Source organism: Gordonia insulae (assembly GCF_003855095.1).
Lineage (GTDB): Bacteria > Actinomycetota > Actinomycetes > Mycobacteriales > Mycobacteriaceae > Gordonia > Gordonia insulae.
In genome coordinates, this window is record NZ_CP033972.1 from 2,496,959 (window position 1) to 2,517,290 (window position 20,332).

At 68.8% G+C, this 20,332-nt stretch carries 17 protein-coding genes; 12 read left to right on the forward strand and 5 right to left on the reverse strand.

The genetic code is table 11. The annotated features are described in order from the left end of the window. The first annotated feature begins 8 nt into the window (after positions 1-8). The 6 genes from D7316_RS11320 to D7316_RS11345 all read left to right on the forward strand — a co-directional run bounded on the left by D7316_RS11320 (position 9) and on the right by D7316_RS11345 (position 7,501). Positions 9-1,268, forward strand: a complete 1,260-nt coding sequence (locus D7316_RS11320) for a hypothetical protein (RefSeq protein WP_124708334.1) — start codon at positions 9-11, stop codon at positions 1,266-1,268. A 150-nt stretch (positions 1,269-1,418) separates the two neighbouring features. Further along, complete coding sequence (locus D7316_RS11325) at positions 1,419-2,429, forward strand: glycosyltransferase family 2 protein (protein ID WP_232016869.1); 1,011 nt, start codon at positions 1,419-1,421, stop codon at positions 2,427-2,429. Beyond that, a complete protein-coding gene (locus tag D7316_RS11330; protein ID WP_124708335.1) occupies positions 2,426-3,163 on the forward strand; it encodes a hypothetical protein in 738 nt (245 codons plus the stop codon). Before D7316_RS11325 ends, D7316_RS11330 begins: the two co-directional genes overlap by 4 nt. A 14-nt stretch (positions 3,164-3,177) precedes the next feature. Then, positions 3,178-3,978 (forward strand): glycoside hydrolase family 16 protein, encoded by an 801-nt coding sequence (locus D7316_RS11335; RefSeq protein WP_408610001.1) that lies wholly within the window; start codon positions 3,178-3,180, stop codon positions 3,976-3,978. Then, a complete protein-coding gene (locus D7316_RS11340) occupies positions 3,975-5,375 on the forward strand; it encodes a glycosyltransferase family 2 protein (RefSeq protein WP_232016870.1) in 1,401 nt (466 codons plus the stop codon). The genes D7316_RS11335 and D7316_RS11340 overlap by 4 nt, the downstream gene beginning before the upstream one ends. Then, positions 5,372-7,501: a hypothetical protein gene (locus tag D7316_RS11345; protein ID WP_232016871.1), complete on the forward strand. Its 2,130-nt coding sequence runs from the start codon at positions 5,372-5,374 to the stop codon at positions 7,499-7,501. The genes D7316_RS11340 and D7316_RS11345 overlap by 4 nt, the downstream gene beginning before the upstream one ends. A gap of 39 nt (positions 7,502-7,540) precedes the next feature. On the opposite strand, the gene D7316_RS11350 is transcribed toward D7316_RS11345, so the two are convergent. Together D7316_RS11350 and D7316_RS11355 are read right to left on the reverse strand one after the other, a co-directional pair. Continuing rightward, complete coding sequence (locus D7316_RS11350; RefSeq protein ID WP_164473774.1) at positions 7,541-9,187, reverse strand: glycosyltransferase family 39 protein; 1,647 nt, start codon at positions 9,185-9,187, stop codon at positions 7,541-7,543. A gap of 96 nt (positions 9,188-9,283) precedes the next feature. Further along, complete coding sequence (locus tag D7316_RS11355; RefSeq protein WP_124711271.1) at positions 9,284-10,063, reverse strand: glycosyltransferase family 2 protein; 780 nt, start codon at positions 10,061-10,063, stop codon at positions 9,284-9,286. Between the two features lie 327 nt (positions 10,064-10,390). Here D7316_RS11355 and D7316_RS11360 point away from each other — a divergent pair, with 327 nt between their 5' ends. The 5 genes from D7316_RS11360 to D7316_RS11385 all read left to right on the forward strand — a co-directional run bounded on the left by D7316_RS11360 (position 10,391) and on the right by D7316_RS11385 (position 16,507). Continuing rightward, positions 10,391-11,620, forward strand: coding sequence for a 4-hydroxybenzoate 3-monooxygenase (locus tag D7316_RS11360; RefSeq protein WP_124708337.1), 1,230 nt, complete (start codon positions 10,391-10,393; stop codon positions 11,618-11,620). A gap of 128 nt (positions 11,621-11,748) precedes the next feature. Beyond that, on the forward strand, positions 11,749-12,585 hold the full coding sequence (locus tag D7316_RS11365; RefSeq protein ID WP_124708338.1) for a 2-amino-3,7-dideoxy-D-threo-hept-6-ulosonate synthase: 837 nt from the start codon (positions 11,749-11,751) through the stop codon (positions 12,583-12,585). 90 nt (positions 12,586-12,675) lie between these two features. Next, complete coding sequence (locus tag D7316_RS11370) at positions 12,676-13,848, forward strand: 3-dehydroquinate synthase II family protein (RefSeq protein ID WP_124708339.1); 1,173 nt, start codon at positions 12,676-12,678, stop codon at positions 13,846-13,848. A gap of 188 nt (positions 13,849-14,036) precedes the next feature. Next, entirely contained in the window at positions 14,037-15,167 is a 1,131-nt protein-coding gene (locus D7316_RS11380; protein ID WP_124708341.1) for an LLM class flavin-dependent oxidoreductase, read from the forward strand. Continuing rightward, entirely contained in the window at positions 15,164-16,507 is a 1,344-nt protein-coding gene (locus tag D7316_RS11385; protein WP_197718218.1) for a lipopolysaccharide biosynthesis protein, read from the forward strand. Before D7316_RS11380 ends, D7316_RS11385 begins: the two co-directional genes overlap by 4 nt. On the opposite strand, the gene D7316_RS11390 is transcribed toward D7316_RS11385, so the two are convergent. The 3 genes from D7316_RS11390 to D7316_RS11400 all read right to left on the reverse strand — a co-directional run bounded on the left by D7316_RS11390 (position 16,460) and on the right by D7316_RS11400 (position 19,198). Next, positions 16,460-17,410 (reverse strand): endonuclease/exonuclease/phosphatase family protein, encoded by a 951-nt coding sequence (locus D7316_RS11390; RefSeq protein ID WP_124708342.1) that lies wholly within the window; start codon positions 17,408-17,410, stop codon positions 16,460-16,462. The two genes, D7316_RS11385 and D7316_RS11390, sit on opposite strands and share 48 nt — an antisense overlap. Before the next feature lie 74 nt (positions 17,411-17,484). Beyond that, complete coding sequence (gene mshD, locus D7316_RS11395) at positions 17,485-18,405, reverse strand: mycothiol synthase (protein ID WP_232016872.1); 921 nt, start codon at positions 18,403-18,405, stop codon at positions 17,485-17,487. Then, entirely contained in the window at positions 18,389-19,198 is an 810-nt protein-coding gene (locus tag D7316_RS11400; RefSeq protein ID WP_124708344.1) for a winged helix-turn-helix transcriptional regulator, read from the reverse strand. Before D7316_RS11400 ends, mshD begins: the two co-directional genes overlap by 17 nt. Before the next feature lie 146 nt (positions 19,199-19,344). Between D7316_RS11400 and D7316_RS11405 the strand changes: the two genes are divergently transcribed. Next, a complete protein-coding gene (locus tag D7316_RS11405; protein ID WP_124708345.1) occupies positions 19,345-20,265 on the forward strand; it encodes an LmeA family phospholipid-binding protein in 921 nt (306 codons plus the stop codon). Positions 20,266-20,332: the final 67 nt, after the last annotated feature.

The window sequence follows — 20,332 nt, forward strand, 5'->3', positions numbered from 1 at the left end:
CGATTCTGATGCTCACCAACTCCGCGGGGCAGCGCCCCGGTCAGGTCCGCGTCGCGGCCCTCGACCTTCAGCACAGCCGCCGCCGCTCGGCTCTCGTCGTCGGGCCGGCCGAGTTCCCGTCGCGCGACGTCGCCGCGGCCCGACTGCGTGCACTCGCCGCCGTCGGTTCCGAGACCCGGATCGGCCTCGAACCGTCCAGCGAGACGACCCGGTGGCGGTTCTGTGCCGGCGACATCGGCGACGCGGTCGTCGAGGTCCCGATGCCCGCAGATCCGATCAATCTGTTCGACGTCGTCCGGTCGATGCCGGATCGCCAACTCCGCGTGGTGCTCGCCGGCGACCATCTCGCCATCGACTTCAGTCACGGCCTCGGCGATGTGTCTCTGCTGCAGACGATCGTCGACGTCATCGTCGGCGGCATCGATCCCGCCGACGATGAGCTGTGGCGCAGATACCGAGGCCGACGGTCCCCGCTCGGCATCGCCGCGCTTCGCACCTTCGGCAGCGACCCGCGACGTCTCGCCACGCTGCTCCGCTTTCACCGCCACCGGCCGGAATGGACGTCCGACCGGCCGGCGACCGGCGCATTCACCCCGCAGCGGCCGGCCCGGGTGCGGGCGACGAAGATCCCCGGGACGGTCGCCGGGTCACTGCGGGCGGCACGCGACCGCACCGCACCAGGGGTCGGGATGTTCGCGGTCTACACCTGCGCGCTGCGCCGGTCCCTGGTCACCGCGGGTATCCCGGTGAACCCGATGGTCACCCTGCCCGTCGACGTCCGGACCTACCTGCCCGATGACGTCGCGACCCTGGCGTCGTTCTCGGCAGGACTGGCCTTCGATGTCGGCGACGACGTGAGCCCTGCCGAACTGCAGCGATCGCTCACCGAGTCGATCCGCATGGGACGGCCGGTCGCGAATCTGCTCGTCGGCACGGCGAAACTGCGGATGGCGACGAAGAAGCGCCGCGCCACAGTGGATCACGACGCCCGCCTCCCCGATCACCCCGTCCGTGCGAACCTGCTGCACTCGAGCGTCGGACGCACTCCGCGCACCGATCACCTCCGCTGGCTCTCCCCCGACCACCGCCTGGTCCTGGGTCTCGCCGATCCGGTGGGACACACGGGGATCACGGTCACCAGCGCCATGGTGGACACGTCGATCTGGATGACCGCCACCTTCGACGACTCCGTCTTCGACGCGGACCGCGTGGCGTGCGCGCTCGAAGGTGTCGCGGCGGCGGCGCGCCAACTACTCGGCGGACCGTGATCCTTCACACAGGGCACCCCCTACGAGACCAGTAGGTTAGCCTCCCCTAATCCGATGGGATAGGCTGAGCCACTGACGCACCGCGTCGGGTCCGATCCGACCGTCGCGCATCTCACCTCGTAGTTTCCTGTTCCAGAAAGTCTTGCCGCCGTGCCTGAGTCGTCGCCCATGCCCACGAAGGCGTCGTCACCACAGACGGCTCCCGATCCCCTCGAGGCCGCTGTTGTCGACACCGGCCTCGACCTCGTCGTCTGCTGCTACACCCGCGCGCGTCTGCACACGATGCTGCCGGCGCTGTCCCGCGCCGTCGAACAACTCGACCCGACGGACGAGGTGCTCGTCGTCGTCGACCACAACGAGGACCTCCGCACCGAACTCCTCGACGTCGTGCCCGACCGCGTACGGGTGATCGCGAACGAGCGCGAGCGCGGATTGTCGGGCGCGCGCAACACCGGACTGCACGCCGCACGCGCCGGCATCGTGGTCTTCCTGGACGACGATGCCACTCTGCAGGGCGATGGCCTCGAGGTGATCCGCGAGCGTTTCACCGCCCCCGACATCGTCGCGGTCGGCGGTGGCGTGGAGCCCGCGTGGCACGCGGGCACGCAACCCGCCTGGTTTCCCGAGGAGTTCGGCTGGGTGGTCGGCTGCGACTATCGGGGTCTGCCCGCCGACGGCGCCGACATCCGCAACCCGATCGGTGCGGCGATGGCGGTGCGCCGCCGGCCGCTTGTGGACATCGGCGGCTTCTCCCGCCATCTCGGACGACGCGGCACCTTTCCCGCCGGGTGCGAGGAGACACTCATGGGAATCGCTCTGCGAGAGCGTCATCCCGGTGCCCGATTGATCCGCGACACGCGCTTCTCCGTCCGGCACGAGGTCACCCCGGAGCGGACCACCCTCCGATATTTCGTCCGCCGCTGCTATCAGGAGGGCCGGTCCAAGGCCACGTTGTCCGCGCTGACCTCCGCCGACCTCGCGCTGGCGAGTGAGCGCGACTACACGCGCCGCATCCTGACGAGCGCACTGTGGCGACATCGCCGCACACCGGCACGGGCGGCGATGGTGGTCGTCGGATTCGTCACGACGGTGGCCGGATTCGCCGTCGGGACGATCCAGAACCAGTTGGCCCCCAGGGCCCGAAGGGAACGTGAACGGTGACCAAGGCAACCGCATTCCTCCGTGATCCGCAGTCCACGCGGTGGATCGCGCTCCTGGTCCTGGTCTACTTCGCCGCCGAGTGGGTGGTGTCGGCGTCGTGGCGGGGCAACTACACCTACCGCGACGTCACCGTCGGACCACTGGGAGTCCCGTTCTGCGGTCCGCAGGGCACCTGGCCATGCAGCGCGACCTCTCCCGTGATGACCATCGCGCTCGTGGTCACCGGGATCGCGATCGTGCTCGTCGCCACCTCGTGGCTCCTCCAACACCGACTCTCCATCCCCCACGGGTCGATGCTCGCCATCTCCGGTCTCGCACTTGCGGTCACGGGCATCGTGTCGGTGAAGACCGACTACCCCGTCCACTCCGCCGCGCTCCACGTGTTCGTCGTCTTCGGCGCCCTGGGCAGCGTCCTCGTCGCGGTGTCCTCGACGACGGGTCTCGGCGCCGTTCCCCGCCTGGTCCTCGGGGTCGGCGGAATCACCGCCACCATCGGATACTTCTGCTACGCACCAGGTCTCACCGACTGGATGGGCGCGGGCGGCGCCGAGCGGCTGATGATCTACCCGGTGTTGATCGCGATCCTGGTGGCCGGTGTCATGCCACCTCCCGGCACCGCGGAGTCCGGCCGGTCCGATGGTAGACACCGGTGGGCCGACCCCGAGGTCACGCCGATGCCTCACCGCGCCGCCGACGACCGCGCCGCGACACCCGTTCCCGCCGACGGGGTCTGATGATGTCGAGACCCGTGACGCGTGGCACGCTGGCCGCGCTGAGCGCGATCGTGCTGGGCACCACCGCCTGCACGATCCCGTTCGGCGACGCATCGGCCGAGGACACCCGGCAACCCGCCTATTTCGTCGATGAATTCGACGGCCCGGCGCGTCCCCTCCGCGGCGCATGGATCGCCGAGACCGGCGGCGGCGGTTGGGGCAACAACGAGGCGCAGGTCTACTCCGACAGCACCGACAACGTGCGGATCGACGGTGCGGGCCACCTCGCGATCACCGCGCGACGTGTGGGCGACACGATCACGTCCGCACGACTGACCACCCAGGGGCGGTTCTCGATGACTTATGGACGCGTCGAGGCGCGGATCTCGTTGCCCGCGGGCGCGGGCCTGCACCCCGCGTTCTGGATGCTGGGCGACGGCATCGACCGGGTGGGCTGGCCGGAGGCCGGCGAGATCGACATCATCGAGACGATCAACCAGGCCACCGAATATCACACCGGAATCCATGCGCCGCAGACGTCGTCGCGCCGCGGCCAGACCGTCTCCGCGAGCGGTCGTCCCCCGAGTGCCCTACCCGGCACCTTCCACACGTACTGGATGGAGAAGTCCCCGGGACGCATCGAGACCGGGATCGACGACACGACGGTGTTCACCGCCACGCCGGCCGACCTCGCCGCGGATTCCCGATGGGTCTTCGATTCCCCGTTCCACCTGCTGTTCACCCTCGCCGTCGGCGGCAACTGGCCGGGCGACCCCGAGACCGCCGCGCTCCCGGCCACCATGCTCGTCGACTCCGTGCGGGTGAGCCGGTCATGACCGCACCACTTCGCCTCGTCCCGGCCATGCCTTCCGACGGCGAGCCGGAATGGCCCGGCGCCACCTGGGTCGGCGTCCTGGATCTCGCCGACGTCCACCGCGGGCAGCGGATCGCGGTGTGCGCGCCCGACGCGGCGGACGGATATGCCAAGGCACGCATCCTGATCCGCGACGGTTTCACGCCACTGTCCTTCGTGCACACCGAGCTGATCGACGGGCTGATCCATGTCGAGTTGCCGGACCGGGCGAGCGAAGCGACGGGAGATGCACGGGCGAGCGAAGCGACGGGGGATGCACCCGCGAGCGAAGCGACACCCGTCACGGACCCGGCGCTGCCACCGATCTCCGTGGTCATCTGTACGCGCGAACGCCCGGACCAGCTGATCGACGCACTCCGCTCCCTCCGGCGTCTCGATTATCCGGACTACGAGATCGTGGTGGTCGACAACGCCCCGACCGGCGACGCGACCGAGCGCGTGGTGGCCGAACTCGCCGATGATCGCATCCGGCGAATTGTGGAACCCGTTGCCGGACTGTCGAACGCCCGCAATGCCGGATTGCGCGGGGCCCGTCACGGCCTCGTCGCGTTCACCGACGACGACGTCGTCGCCGACCGGGGGTGGTTGCGCGGGCTCGCGGCGGGATTCGCCCGTGATCCCGACGTCGCCTGCGTCTGCGGAATGGTGCCCAGCGGGGAACTCCGTACGCGTCCGCAGGCCTATTTCGACTGGCGGGTCTCGTGGGCGGCAAGTCTCGTCCCGCGCGTCTACTCGCTGAACGATCCGCCGGAGGACGTGCCGCTCTTCCCGTTTCAGGTCGGCGTCTACGGGACGGGCGCCAACTTCGCGGTCGACCGGGCGCGCGCGCTGGAGCTCGGTGGCTTCGACGAGGCGTTGGGTGCCGGCACCCGGACCAAGGGCGGCGAGGACCTCGACATGTTCTTCCGGGTGTTGGCCGCCGGTCACGCGCTGGCCAACGAGCCGGCGTCCATCGTGTGGCACCGCCACCGCAGTGACACCGACGCGCTCCTCTCGCAGGCTCGCGGATACGGACTCGGGCTGGGCGCCTGGCTGACCAAGGTGGCCATCGACCGTGGTCATCGGCGACTGGCGTTCTCGGTGCTGCGCCGACGTTTCCGGGCCGTCACCCGCGCGGGGGTCGCCTACGGCGCGATCGCCGTCCCGCCTCCCGAGTTCGCCGCGGAGATGTCGAGATCGGTCGGCCGGGTGGAGGTCTTCTCGGTGTTGTCGGGTCCGGTGGCCCTGGGTCGCGAGCGTCTCCGCGGGCGCCGGTCCCGGCCGCTCTCCGCAACGACGGGCCATTCCCCTGCGCCGCGCCCACCCCGGCCCGCGGAACCGGCCCCAGCAGACACGCCACGATCAGGAACGCCGCGATGACGACGACCATCGACCGCCCCGAGAACGTCGGGACGATGCCCGTCGAGGTGCGCCCCACGCCCGGCCGCATACTGATCACGCTGCCCGACCTCGCGATGATGTCCGCGGTCGCGGGTCTGCTGGGTCTGCTGCCGTTGCCCGCCCCACTGAGCGCGCTGCTCGTCGCCGTCTTCGCGCTGATCGGTCCGGGTGCCGCACTCCTCACGTGGGTCGACTTCCCGCGCCGGGCCCGACCCGCGGCGGTCCTGACCCTGAGCATGGCGGTCACCACGCTGGTACCGATCGCCGCGATGTGGTCCTATCGATGGAACCCGGTGGGAATCCTCGTGTTTCCCGCGCTCGGCGTACTCGGCAGCAGCGCGCTGTTCTACTTCCGTTCCTCGACCCGACCCGCGCCGGCACAGTGGTGGTCGCACGTGGCCGATCGTGTGCGGACCTCCGGGCACGCGCTCCGCGGCCTGCCCGCAGCACTCATCGCCGTCGCGTTGATCTTGTGGCTCATCGCATTGCCATCGCTGCCCGGAGCAGACGCGAGCCTCTACGGCCTGACGTTCTCCGGCAGCGGGAGGTTGCTGATCCCGGCGATGGCGGCGGTGGTCGTGGCGTTCGTGGTCGCGGTGGTCGGGCGCAACTCGGCGGCCGCGGTCGCCGCCCTGGGTGCGGCGATCGTGGTGTCCCGCTTCACCGTCTGGCTCGGCACCGAGGTCCCCTTGTACGACTGGACCTACAAGCACGTCGCGGTGGTCCGGTACATCCTGGTCAACGATCTGATCCAGCCGGACGGGACCGACATCTACGCGCAGTGGCCGGCGTTCTTCGTGTCGTCGGCCTGGTTCTGCGATGTCACCGGGCTGAATCCGATGACGTTGGCGCATGTGTTCGCCCCCGTGGTCCACGTCCTGATCGCTGTCGTCGTCTACTCGGCGGCGAGAGTGATCGGGTCGAGCCGACGCGTGGCCCTCACCGCGGCATTCGTCGTGGAACTGGTCAACTGGGTGGGCCAGGACTACTTCTCACCACAGGCGTGGGCCGTGGTGCTCGCCTACGGATTCTTGACGATGTTGCTCGCTTCCCGCGACGCACCGCGGGCAGGGGTACTCGCCATCGTGCCGTTCGCGGCCATGGTGCCGACCCATCAGCTCACGCCGTTCTGGGCGCTCGGCGCCGCGGTGCTGCTGGTGGTGTTCCGTCAGGCGCGACCCTGGTGGGCGGTACTGATCATGATCGCGATCGCCGCCGCCTATCTCGCGCTGAACTTCTCCGCGGTCGCGCCGTACGGGATCTTCACCGGTGGCAATCCGGTGGAGAACGCCGCGGGTAATGTCACCGCCACCGGCGCCCCGGACGCGGCGAGGACGCTCACCTCCTGGGTGGTCCGCGGGTTGTCCGCGGGCGTGATGGGCGTTGCCGGACTGTGCTTCCTGGTCGGCTGGCGTCGCCACCGGCGGCGCGTGTGGGGGCTGGCGATCATCGCGTTCTCCGCACTCGGTCTCCTCCTCGCGCAGAGCTACGGCGGTGAGGCCATCTTCCGGATCTACCTGTACAGCCTTCTCGGCTGCGGTCTGCTCATCGCTCCGGTACTGGTCGCCGCCCTCGACGGGTTCCGGTCCGGCCGGCATCGGCGCGTCGTCGCGCTCGTGGCATCGGCCGGACTTCTCGGCGTGGGATCGGCGGGCCTGTATTCGTATCTCGCGCTGTGGCCACTCGTCGTCCAGACGTCGTCGCAGATCGCCGTCATGGACCGGATCACCGCCGCGGCCGAACCCGGCACCCGTTTCACCATGATGAAGCAGGGTGGCGTGCCGACCCGGTTGAACGACAACTACGCCCCTCTGACCCTGGCGGATCCGTACTTCGACGGCGCGCTGACGTTCGCCTTCCCGGATGCGACCCGTCCGGACTTCCCGACCGAGGAGCAGCTGGGCTACCTGAGGTGGAATGTCGAGCAGCACAACGGCCCGACGTACGTGATCTTCAGTGAACAGGCGCGCCGCGCCATGCAGTATTACGGCGAGTACGGTCCCGAGTCGATCGGACGATTCCAGTCGGCGCTGCAGAACACCTCGGGATGGAACCTCGTGTACGCCAACGGGGAGACCAAGATCTTCCGTTTCGATCCGCGCTGACACCGCTGGGCGGCGCCCGCACCCCGATCTACCGGTGGGTCACCGCGTCCACATCTGGACCGCGGTGTCGCCGAACGTCACACGTTCGCGCGGATGCCACCCGGCACGCAGCGCCCCGACAATGCCGCAACCGGTGTCGGCGACCGGCTCCCATATGGCGGCACCGGCATCGCAGGGATCGGCGTCCGTGCGGCCGACCAGGTAGACCGTCCGCAACCCGACGGTCGCCTCGGCCCAGCGACGTCGCGACTGAACGACCGCCTCGGTGTCGGGCCAGGTCGACGGCGTCCACAGCGAATCAGCCTGTACGGCAAGCTGTCCGACGGCCGGCACATCGGTCACCACCGGACCGCCCTCGACGCGAGCGGCGCCCAGCAGCGACACCCGGTGGTCCCGGTCGCCCGATCGAGGACCCTCCCACAGGTACCACCGCAGTCCCGGCTCGGCCCAGCGCGGCGCGAACGCCACCGCGGAGGAACCCGGACGTGCAGCAGCGGACTCGCCGATCCAGTCGGCGGCCGCCCGCAGGTCCTCCTTCTTGGTCTTGCTGACCGGACCGCCGGTCACCGCGACGACGCCGACGACCAGCACGACACCGGCCGAGACGGCCGCCACGGACAAGCGCCGATCCATCCGGCCGACTCCCTCCGGGCGCGGCCAAATGGTCGACACGGCCACTGCCATCACCACTCCGGCCAGCACAGCCCACGCGATCGTGCTCGGCAGCGCGTACCGGGCCAGGAGTGCAGGCCGCGCGATCAGCGAGTAGCAGAACAGGATCGCCACCGGGCCGACTGCCCAGACCACCAACACGACGAGATCGGTGCGTGCGCAGGTGATTGCTCGAGTGATCGACCCGGCGCGGGTCCGGACGACGGAGATCGCCACGAGCCCGACGATCAGGACGAACGCCGCGAGCGGAGAGCACAGGCTCGCCATGACGGCGAACCCGTCGCGAATACCGACCGGCGGCAACCAGTTCTGCAGAAAGGTCCGGGTCGCGAGGACCGCCATCATCGCCGCGACCCCGACCACCGGCACCACCACGACCGCGATCGACCCCACTTGCCGACGGCGTCGTGCACCGAGCAGCACCCAGAGGTAGAGCGGGAGGATCGACAGCACGGCGAAGAAGTGGAGTGCGACCGCTGCGGATGCGGCGATCGCGAACGCCGAGGCCGGCCGCGGACCCAGCCCTCCGCGCGAGATCGACAGCGCCGCATGCGCCGCGATCACCGTCGCCGCGGCCACCAGCGCGTACGGCCGGGCCTCGGTCGCGTAGACCCCCACCAACTGCGAGTGGACAGCGAGGATGACCGTCGCGGTCACCCCCGCGACCGGACCGGCCAGCCGGCGGCCCAACAATCCGCCGCCGACGATGGCGACGAGCACCGCGACGAGCGACGGTAGGCGTAAGGCGATCTCACTCGAGCCGGCCACGTGGGCCCATCCGTTCATCAGCACGAGATAGCCCGCGATACCACCGTCGGCAGCATCGAGCATCGCGACGGTCCTGGGTAGGGTCCGCTGCACGGCGGAGGCCGTCATCGCCTCGTCGCCCCAGAATCCTCGCCCCAGACCGATCGCCGCGGTCGCCGTCGCGAGCAGAGCGAGCGCGACGATCACGACGACGTCGAGCCGCCGACCGGTCGACGCACGATCAGCGGTCGCCGACGACACCCTCATTCTCGACACCACGGAAACACCTCGGCTCACGACATCGGCCACGTCACCGCGTGGCGGGAATGAGCGCGACATCCCGGGACAGCGGCCGCGCTGTTCTCAGGCGGTCGGCGAGACCGGTGCGGCGACGGCCTGCCTGCTGCTGCGGTGCAGTCGCCGCTCCTGACCGATCGTGCGGAGTACCCGGATTCCGTCGCTGAACGCGTTCAGATTGCTCCGGCCGTGGATTCGCTTGCTCTCATGACTGCCGACCTCGCGGATCTGCATGCCGCCGCGCGCCATTCGCACGTTGATGATGGTCTCGATCTCGAACCCGTCGCCCCACTGCGCCTCCGGAAGCCGGGTCGCGGGGAGGTCGAGGACGTGAAGATGCTTGCGCCAGAACGCGTTGTAGCCGTAACAGAGATCTGCGAATCCGGTACCGAACAGGCGGTTGACCAACCAGTTGAGTCCCTTGTTGCCGGCCCGGCGAAGCGCGGTGATGTCGTCGCTGCCGCCGCCCAGCGAGAACCGACTGCCCTTGGCGAGATCGGCTCCACCGACGAGCGCCTCGACGAACTGTGGGATCTCGGCGGGATCCGTCGAACCGTCGGCGTCGATCATGACGATCACGTCGCCGGTGGCCGCCTCGAACCCACACGCGAGGGCATTGCCCTTGCCTGCGCGGGTCTGATGCACGATGACCGCCTCCGGCCAGAGCGAGCGGGCGACGTCGACCGTGCCGTCCACGGAATTGCCGTCGACGACGATGATCTGATCGACGGCGGGCATGCGCTCGGCGACGTATGGCAGGTTGAGTGCCTCGTTACGGGTCGGGACGACGACCGAAACGGTCACTGCCGCCGGATCTCCCGCGAACTCGTCCTCGAAATCCACCATGGCGTCCAAATCGGTCGGGAGCACTTCGACGATGTCGGGCTCGACGCGCTGCGGCAGGGCGTCCCCGTGATCGGTACGACGGACGATCGCGTCGTCGGAGAGTTCGGTCACAGTAGTGCCCCCAGGGATCGCAAGCGAGGTGATCGACCGCCTGCCGAGAAACAGAGGGCCATCCGGAACCGGACATATTGGAAGGTACTATAGTCAGGTAAGGCTGTCATAACTTAGGCAGACCAAAGTGACCGTGTTCATACACCGAGAGCCGACGATGCCGCCATCCGGCGGCGGGGCACGCCGACATCTCGCTTCATCCCGGGGAGAACGACCATGACGGCGCGTTGTCAGGTGGCCATCATCGGCGCGGGTCCCGCGGGGCTCGCCCTCGCCCACATGCTGCACCTCCAGGGCATCGAATCGGTGGTGCTGGAATGCCGATCCGAGGAGTATGTCCGGGCACGCGTGCGCGCCGGCGTCCTCGAGCAGACGACGGTCGATCTGCTCACCGACATCGGCGTGGCCGACCGCCTGCACCGGGAGGCCCTGGTACACAACGGCTTCTACCTCCGATTCGACCGCGCCACCCACCATCTCGACTTCCACGCGCTCTCCGGACGCCACGCGTACGTCTATGGTCAGGCGGAGGTGGTCGCGGATCTGATCGACGCACGCCATGCCACCGGACGCCCGCTCGTGTTCGAGGCCGCCGATGTCTCGATCGACGGTACCGACACCGACCACCCCGTCGTGGAGTACACCGGTCCGGACGGCGCACGCCATCGGATCGATGCCGACGTCGTGGCCGGCTGCGACGGTTTCCACGGGGTGACCCGCACGATGATGCCGTCGTCCACCCGCACCCTGACCAGGTCGTATCCGTTCGCGTGGCTCGGCATCCTGGCGCGCACACGGCCGGTGACCGAAGAGGGGATGTACAGCGTGCATCCCGACGGTCTGTCGGTGCACAGCATGCGTGGGCCGAACCTGAGCCGGCAGTACCTGCAGGTCCCCGCCGACACACGGCTCGAGGACTGGCCCGACGCTCGCATCTGGGCCGAACTCCGTCGCCGCAGCGCTTGCGACGATCATCCCGAGTTGGAGACCGGCGAGATCATCGAACGCAGCCTCGCTCCCCTGCGGAGCGTCGTCACCGACCGCATGCAGTCCGGATCGTTGTACCTCCTCGGCGACGCCGCACACATCGTCCCCCCGACCGGCGCAAAGGGTCTCAACCTGGCCATCTCCGATGCCTGCGCCCTGTCGCGCGCCCTGGGCATCCGATACCGGACCGGCGACGACTCGGCGTTGCGGGCCTACACCGACACCGTCCTGCCGCGCATCTGGCAGGCCCAGAACTTCTCCTGGACCCTGACCTCAGTGCTGCACCGCTTCGGCGACGACCCGTACGACTGGGAACTGCGCCGCGCCACCCTGGTCCGTTGGACCGAGTCCGTCGCGCAGCAGCAGGCGCTCGGCGAGGTCTACCTGGGCCTTCCGTTCCCCACCTCCTGGCACTCCGACGACCCGACGTCTTCCCTGATGGCTCAACCGACGTTGTGACCGCCCCCACATCGCACCGATTGGTGGGTGTCAAAAGGATAGGCTACCCTCATAACTCAGGTAACACTCAGCAATCGGTGAGCAGTCGTCCCACCGCTGGGATACGACACATCGATCGGAGCGTACGGATGTTCGACAGCCGCGGTGTACGCCGACAGTCATTATCCGGCAAGCAACTTCGCCTTTCACGGCTCTTCGCCGCCTCGTCCCGGCGGTCTCTGGTGGTGCCGATCGACCATTCGGTGACGATCGGACCACTGGGCCGGTCGGACCACGCGGACAGCACCGCGGATCTCCTCGCCCGTGCCGGCGCCGACGCGTTGATCGTGCACAAGGGTCGCGCGCGCACGATCGACCCATGGCGATTCGGGTCGCTCGGCCTGATCGTGCATCTCTCTGCGGGCACCAACCTCAGCATCGACCGAACGGGCAAGGTCCTCGTCGGCTCCGTCGAGGAATGCCTGGGCCTGGGCGCCGACGCGGTGAGCGTGCATGTCAACGTCGGGTCCGCCTCCGAGCCACAGCAACTCATCGATCTCGGCGCGGTCTCCGGCGAATGCAGTCGTCTCGGGGTGCCGCTGCTCGCAATGATGTATGCGCGCGGCCCGGAGATCGGCGTCGACGCGACGTCGGTGCCGACGCTCTCCCATCTCGCCGCCATCGCCACCGACCTCGGCGCCGACGTGGTCAAGCTCGACTACGCGGGCTCGCCGGATCAGATGAACGAGGTCGTCGACTCCTGCCCGCTGCCGATCCTGGTCGCGGGTGGTCCCGCCGTGGAGAGCGACGCGGCGGCAATCGATTTCGGTATCGAGGTCGCATCCTCACGCGTCGCGGGACTCAGCTTCGGACGGCAGATCTTCGCCGCCGAGCAGCCGCAGCACGTCGCGGCCGCACTCGCCGACCACCTCCATGGCGCGGCACCCTCGTCGCGCGCACTGACACCCACACTCGAACTCGCCTGAAATCGCCCGTGCGGCAGATCGACCCGACGCCGCCTGCCGACAGCCCCGGCCACCGCCGAGAGACCATCCCGCTTCACACATAGGATCACCATGAGCAACCCGACCGACATCGTCACCGACGACATCGCTCCGCTGGCCCCGACCGCCGAGACACCCGCACCGCGGACCGGGCACTTCGCCTGGATCGACCTGCGGGCGGTGCCCGGCGCCCTCCGCGACGCGGTGGTGCAATCGGCCATCCACCATCGCATCGACGGCATCGTCTCCGACGACATCAATCTGCTCGGCGATCTTCCGCCCACCGTGCGCCGCGTCCTGGTGCGCTCCGGTGACGCCGACGAGATCATCGACACCGCTTCGGTCGACATCGTGCTCTCCGAGGGCGGCGACGGCGCTCCGGCGGTCGCGGCAACGGTCGAAACCGGTGTGCACGTGGTGGTGTCGGATGCAGACACCCTGCGCGACGCCTGCGAGGCCGTCCGTCGCACGCCATGGACGGTGCTGACGTTCACCGATCCGACCAAGATCCCGCTGGAGATCGTGATCGCCGCCGCGGAGAACTCCGGCGGCCACACCATCACCGTCGTCAACGACATCGAGGACGCCGAGATCGTCAAGCTGGTCCTCGAGCACGGGTCGGACGGATTGCTGCTGAGCCCGCGCAGTGCAGACGACGTCGCCACCCTCGCCGAGGTCATCACGCCCTCCACGGACCGGATGGAACTGACCGAACTCACCGTGACCAAGGTCGAGCACATCGGCATGGGCGAGCGGGCGTGCATCGACACCTGCTCGCTGTTGGAGAAGGACGAAGGCTGCCTCATCGGCTCGTTCTCCACCGGGATGTTCCTGTCGTGCAGTGAGACCCATCCCCTGCCGTATATGCCGACGCGACCGTTCCGTTGGAACGCCGGGGCGGTGCACTCCTACGTGCTGGTGCCCGGCAACCGCACCCGCTACGTCAGTGAACTCCAGGCCGGCCAGCCGATCCTGGCGGTCCGCAGCAACGGTTCGGTCCGCGAGGTCCGGATCGGCCGCGTGAAGATCGAACGGCGCCCGCTCATCTCGGTCACCGCGACCACCGACGACGGTCGCACCGTCAACGTCATCGCACAGGACGACTGGCACGTGCGCCTGCTGGGCCCGGGCGGCTCGGTCAACAACGTCACCGAACTGACACCCGGTGATCGACTGCTCGGGTACGCACCCACCGAGTCACGTCACGTGGGGCTCCCGATCACCGAGTTCTGCGACGAGCGGTGAGCGCCGACGTGGCCGAGACCATCGGCGGGGTAACTGATCCCGCTGGTTCGGCGACGACCGGGGCGAGCGAAGCGACGGGAGATGTCACCGGGGCGAGCGAAGCGACGGGTAACGCTACCGGGGCGAGCGAAGCGACGGGGAACGCTACCGGGGCGAGCGAAGCGACGGGAGGTGCTACCGCTCCGCGCGTGCTCTGGTACATCAATCCCACCGACGGGGACGTGCCATGGGAACCCACCGAGCGCGTACAGCCCACCTTCGACGTCATCCGCCACCAGGCGCGCACCCTCGATCGCCTGGGCTACTACGGCGCGCTGACCACTGCGCGGGAGGCGATCTCGCTGGTCGCCGACACCGAACGGCTCCGTTTCCTCGTCCCGGAGTACCCGGGGGTCAAGCCGCCGGTTCTGATGGCCGAGGAGGCGCAGGTCTTCGACCAGTACTCCGGCGGTCGCCTGATCTACAACCAGGTCAACGGTGCCGATCCGGTGCTGCACCGTTATGGCCGCTTCGGCTCCAAGCAGGAGCGGTACCGGGTCTCCTCGGAGTACTGGTCATTGGTGAAACGGCTGTACCTCGACGACGCCGAACCGTATGACGGCGAGTTCTTCTCGTACGGACCGCGATACAAGCCACCCATCCCGGGGCCGAGGCAGCCGGACGGAATCCAGGTGTGGGGCACCGGCGCATCCCCGGAGGGGATCGAGCATGCGGCCGACGTCCTCGATGTCTACCTCTCCTTCATGTCCGAGCCGACCGCGCTCGCCGGTCTGTTCGACCGCGTCCGCGCCGCCGCGGCCACCCGTGGACGCACCCTGCAGTTCGGCGTGCTGGCAAGCGTCATCGTGCGTGAGACCGACGAGGAGGCGTGGGAGCGTTTCGAGTCGCAACTCGCCAGGACGCGGCCGGAAACCGTACTGGCGACCGCGGATCGCAATCTGCGGAGTTTCGGCTATCCGGGTCTCGACGAACTCCGCAGCGACAATCCGCTCGTGCAGGGGCGCATCGACGCGTTGCGTGCCGGACGCATCCCCGGGCGTGAGGTCCTGGAGTTCGCACCGAACATGGCCGCCGGTCTGACGACCTGGACCGCGGCGGAACCACCGTTCGACATCGCCGGCAAGGGCACCGGCACCTATTTCGTCGGCAGTGCCGAGAACGTCGCGGCCGCGATGTCGTCGGTCGCCGAACGAGCCGGTGTGGACATCTGGATTCTGTCGGGTTGGCCGCTCGCCACCGAGGCCGAGATCACCGCCGAACTCCTGCTGCCCCTGCTCGCCGATCAGTCCTCGCGCGTGGCGGCGGTTCGCGGCCGGTGACCGCGACACGGTCGCAGCGATCGGCGGCGGGTGGTCTGTCCCGACTCCGCCGCGGCGGGCTCAGCGTGGACATCATGGCGATCATGACGTCGAGCCTGGCCACGGGCGCCCTCGGCTTTGTGTTCTGGACCGTCGCGGCCCGCGGTTACACCACCGCGGAGGTCGGTCGCGCATCCGCGATCATCACGTCGGCCACGCTGCTGGCGACGCTGTCCAATCTGAGCCTGGGCAGCCTGTACGAGCGTTTCCTCCCGGTCTCCGGTTCGCGGACAAGGCATTTCCTCGGGATCGGCCGCACGGTGATCATCGTCGTCGCGGTGCTCCTGGGTGTCGGCTTCGTGGTCCTCGGGCCGCGCGACAAACTCTTCGAGAGTTCCACCGAGGCCTGGGTGTTCCCGATGTTCGTCCTCGTGCTCGGTATCTTCGCGATCCAGGATCAGGCCCTGATCGGGCTGGGTATGTCGCGGACTGTCGCGACCAAGAACATCTCCCAGTCGGCCGCGAAGGTGGTACTCGTCGCCGCCCTCATTCCGATGGGCAGTGGGTCCGCGGTCGTCTGGTCGTGGGTGCTGCCCGCCGCGCTCATCTCGTGCTGGATCGGCGTCCGGGCGATCCGGCGGGCCGCGCTCCGGGCGTCCGGGCCCGCCGTTCTCCCGCCACGCGACGAGATCACCCAGTTCTATGTGGGTTCGCTCGCCATGACCGCTGTAGGCGTCATCGTCCCGCTCGTGGTGCCGTTGGTCATCGTCGCCCGCCTCGGCCCGGAGATGAACGCGTACTTCACCGTGTGCTGGCTGTTGATCAGCACCGCCTCGGTCCTCCTGTTCGCCACCGCCGCACCGTTCATCGCGACGGCCTCCGAACCTCATGCGGATCTGCGCCATGCGACGTTGCGCTTCATCGGCCTGTGCGGTGGCGCCGGGTTCCTGGGTGCCGTTGCACTGGTGGTGACGGCGCCCTGGATTCTGTCGGTCATGGGGCCGCAGTACGCCGCCGAGGGCACCACTCTGATCCGGTTGATGGCACTCACCCTCCCGACGGTCGCCTTCGTGACCATCTACACGGCGATCGCGAAAGTGGAACGGCGCCTGCGGTTGGCGGTGGCGGTGCAGGTCGTGTTCGGCATCGTCGTGGTGACCGGCATCGGCTTCGCCGTCGGCGAGTGGGGTATCAACGGCGTCGCCTACGTCTATCTGGCCGCCGATGCCGCTGCGCTCGCCGTCCTGCTGGTCCCGGGTGTCCGGATGATCCGTCGTGCTCTCGGGCCGCGGCCGGCCATCACTCCCCGGGATTCAGGGCCGGACGGTCGCGACCACACCGAAGTGATCCGATCCGGGTAGATCCACCCGGGTCAGGCTGGTCGGTGTACTCCCTCGCGCCAGAACACGATCGAGCGCCAGGAACGGCGGGTAGACGCGGTTCGCGGGGTAGGTGGCGACGATGCCTGCACCGAGATGCTCGGCGGCGTCGAGCAGAGGTGGCCCGCCCGGCACCGACGAGTGGGCGAGCAGACTACGGAACTGACGATGGTCGTAGGTCGAGTTGAAGTCCGCCCCGATGATGAGGGGCAACGGCTCGGCCAGGAGGACATCGCGTAGTCGCCGGAGTTCGCCGTCCCACCGCCACGACGGCTCCGGGTAGGGCGGGAGCGGGTGCAGTGCATAGAGTGCGCGACGGCCCGCCCCGGGAACCTCCAGTTGGGCACGAAGATTCGAGAGGGTGAAGCCGTCGAGCGCCCGACCGTCGGAGAGCGGGTACCGGGAGTAGATGCCGGCACCGGCACCACCGGCCCGGGGCCGGAGGTAGGAGTACGGCAGCTCCCGCGACAATTGTGAGGTCGCGAACGCCGACACCGCGGGCTGGGTCAGCTCGATGACCGTCAGCACGTCCACATCCCGATCGCGAACCTCGTCGACGATGTGCGTGACGTCGGCGCGGCCGAGGTAGATGTTGGCCTGCATCACCGTGAGATCGGTCTCCGAAACCTGTTCGTCCACACCACGATAGAGCGGAGCCTGGGTCGCGAGCCCGGCAATCACCACGACCGCGGCGACCACCGCGGCCACCCGGTGCCGGCCGATCAGCAGGATGACGAGGCCGACGACGCCCAGCCCGATCAGCACGGGAGTGAATGACGCGATGCGGGTGGCGGTGTTGCTCACGAGCCCCGAGAGGTGTGCCGCGATACCGACCACCGCCGCGACGACCGCGCCCCACCCCAGCACGTATCCGGCCGACCTCATGGTCTGATCCTGTCATGCTCGCGGTCAACGGCTTTCACCCCGGGGCGCCGTTCGTCACGGGACGGATCGTGGGGTCACCCGTAGGCGACGTCGATCGCGTACTGCCCGAAGCCGAGGCGTTCGTAGGTGTGCAGTGCGGCGGTGTTGTCACCCTCGACGTAGAGTTCCACCTCGTCGATCCCGCGATCGGCGAGGTGATGCAGACCGGCCAGGGTGAGCAGGCGTCCGAGTCCTCGACCCTGGGCCGCCGGGTCGACTCCGACGATGTAGACCTCGCCCAGGCTCGCGTCGTGCACCTTGGTCCAGTGAAATCCCAACAGCTGTCCCGGATTCTCCGCGTCGAAGGCGAGGAACAGCCCGGCCGGGTCGAACCAGTCGCTGCGCACCCGCTCGACGATCTGCCCGGTCGTCCACCCTCCCTGCTCGGGATGCCAGTCGAACGCCGCGTTGTTGACCCGGAGGATCTCCGCGTCATCGGTGTCGCCGGCGTAGGTACGCAGGGTGATACGGGGATCGACCTCGAGGGCCGGCAACTCGTCGGCCTCGGGACCGAGCGGTCGGCGCAGCTGCAGCAGTTCCCGGCGCCGCTCGAGTCCCAGGGCGGCGGCGAGTCCGACCGCGCCGGGCAGATCACCGTGCGCCCAGGCGCGTGGCGCGGGCTCGGCGACCAGACCGCGTGCGACGTCGAAGGCGGTGGCGAGCAGCGCCCGGCCGTATCCGCGACGTCGGACTTCCGGGTCGACGACGGCCTCGATCATCGCCGGCTCCCCGTCCCGGCCGGCGATCACATTGGCGTAGCCCGCCGCGGAGACCAGATGGCGCACTCCCGGCTCCGGGGTCGTGTCGATCGCGTGCACGGCTTGTTCGGAGAGTGGGGAGACGCCGTCGGTGGATCGACCGGCCTCGACCAGCCGCTGGGCGAACGTCGCGTCGTCGGGCGTCAGCCGGTCGACGACGGACGGCGCGACACCCGCGACATCAGGTCCCGTTGGCACTGGCGCTGAACTCCTCGTCGAACGGTCCGTCCAGGTCGTCCGCATCGAAATCGTCGGGACCTTCGGTGACGTCGGGACCGTCGGACGTGACGTCGAGCGAGGAATCGCCACCGCCCGTCCGGCCACGGTTCGGCCGCACCGCCTTGTACCCGACGTTGCGCACGGTGCCGATCAACGATTCGTGTTCGGCACCGAGCTTTGCCCGCAGACGCCGGACGTGCACATCCACCGTGCGGGTACCGCCGAAGAAGTCGTAACCCCAGACCTCTTGGAGCAGTTGAGCTCTGGTGAACACCCGACCGGCGTTCTGGGCGAGGTACTTGAGGAGTTCGAACTCCTTGTAGGTGAGGTCGAGCGGACGTCCGCGGAGCCGCGCGGTGTAGGTGCCCTCGTCGATGATCAGTTCACCGAGAGTCACCTTCCCGCTGGCCTCCTCCGAGGTCATCCCCCTGGTCCGCACCACCAGCAGCCGAAGTCGCGCATCGAGTTCCGCGGGTCCGGTGGCGGGCAGCAGGAACTCGTCGAGCCCCCAGTCCGCATTCACCGCGACCAGGCCACCCTCGGTGAGGACCGCGGCGACCGGTACCGATGATCCGGTGCTGCCCAGCAGGCGACAGAGTCCGCGGGCCGCGGCGAGATCGGTGCGCGCGTCCACGATCGCGACGTCGGCGTTCCCCGCCTCCATCAGTGACGAGACCTCGGTGGGCGCGACTCGGACGGTGTGGGCGAGCAGGGCCAGCGACGGCAGTACGGCTTCCGGGTTCGGATCAGCAGTCAACAGCAAGAGATCCATGAACCACTCCGATCTCGTCGTTCCCCAACCCGCTTGACATCCGCGCCGCCCGGCCCCTTCTGGGACTGTCCGACACTGCTCGCGCCCTGGCGGTTTGTTTACGCCGCCTTACCAACGTGTGCGCGATAGGTGACAGAATAGCGCCAATGTCGGGTTGTGCTGTTAACAAGGCGACCGGGGAGGGCCGAGCACCGATGTCCCGACCCGAACGCGGGCGACGCCATCGCGGACGCCGCGCTCTCGGCATCACGATCCTGGGAGTGATCGTCATCACAGTCGGTGCCCTCTTGGCCGACACCGTGATCGCGATGCGCACCGAACACGGATTCTCCCGCGCGCTGCGCGAATCGGACCGCGTCACCTATGACCCCGAGGTCACCATCAGCGGTTTTCCCTTCGTCACGCACGCTCGCGACGGTGCGTTCGACGGCGCGGTCATCACCGCCCGCGGGGTGTCGATCCCGTGCCCGCCGCCCGGTGACTGCCATGCCGAACTGGGCGCGAGCCTCGGCGCGTTCTCCGTACCCGACGGATTCCGGATCGGCCCGAGTGACATAGTGCACACCGCGTCCGTCGATGCCCACACCCGATTGGATTCGGTGAATCTCGGCCGGATGCTGGGCATTCTCGATCTCACGGTCAATACACCCGCGCCGGTCGACCGGGCGGGCGCCGGCGGGCCCGGCGACGGTCTCCTCACGCGCACGAGCGGAGTGTTGCTCACCGGGACGGTCCCCCTGCCCCCGTTCCAGCCGGACAACCCCGTGCCGCCGTCGGCGTCGACCTACACCGGCCCGAAGGTGAAGGTCAGTGTCGTCGTCGACCTGTCGGTGATCGCCGGTCGGCTCCGCCTGACGGCGACCGACTTCTACCGCGGACCCGAGGAGCACGTCGACGCCGAGGTCGCCGACGATCTCCGTTCCTATGTCCTGTCGCGCTTCACCGCCACGCTCCCGCCGCTCCCCATGCCGTGGGACATCCGCCCGACCGAGGCCAACAGTGAAGGTAGCGACGTCCTCGTCAAGGGCACAGAGGGTCCCGCCGACCTCATCCCACGCGACTTCTGACCCGGTCCGTCGCCGGCTTCCCCGATGCCGACGACCGGTATCTCTGACGACGGATCGGATGCAGGAG

Excerpts from the sequence above, each read along its gene's own strand:
- D7316_RS11320 (WP_124708334.1), top strand. The coding sequence starts at position 9 with ATGCTCACCAACTCCGCGGGGCAGCGCCCCGGTCAGGTCCGCGTCGCG.
- D7316_RS11340 (WP_232016870.1), top strand. The coding sequence starts at position 3,975 with ATGACCGCACCACTTCGCCTCGTCCCGGCCATGCCTTCCGACGGCGAG.
- D7316_RS11345 (WP_232016871.1), top strand. The coding sequence starts at position 5,372 with ATGACGACGACCATCGACCGCCCCGAGAACGTCGGGACGATGCCCGTC.
- D7316_RS11350 (WP_164473774.1), bottom strand. The coding sequence starts at position 9,187 with ATGAGGGTGTCGTCGGCGACCGCTGATCGTGCGTCGACCGGTCGGCGG.
- D7316_RS11355 (WP_124711271.1), bottom strand. The coding sequence starts at position 10,063 with ATGGTGGATTTCGAGGACGAGTTCGCGGGAGATCCGGCGGCAGTGACC.
- D7316_RS11360 (WP_124708337.1), top strand. The coding sequence starts at position 10,391 with ATGACGGCGCGTTGTCAGGTGGCCATCATCGGCGCGGGTCCCGCGGGG.
- D7316_RS11365 (WP_124708338.1), top strand. The coding sequence starts at position 11,749 with ATGTTCGACAGCCGCGGTGTACGCCGACAGTCATTATCCGGCAAGCAA.
- D7316_RS11370 (WP_124708339.1), top strand. The coding sequence starts at position 12,676 with ATGAGCAACCCGACCGACATCGTCACCGACGACATCGCTCCGCTGGCC.
- D7316_RS11390 (WP_124708342.1), bottom strand. The coding sequence starts at position 17,410 with ATGAGGTCGGCCGGATACGTGCTGGGGTGGGGCGCGGTCGTCGCGGCG.
- D7316_RS11400 (WP_124708344.1), bottom strand. The coding sequence starts at position 19,198 with ATGGATCTCTTGCTGTTGACTGCTGATCCGAACCCGGAAGCCGTACTG.
- D7316_RS11405 (WP_124708345.1), top strand. The coding sequence starts at position 19,345 with ATGTCGGGTTGTGCTGTTAACAAGGCGACCGGGGAGGGCCGAGCACCG.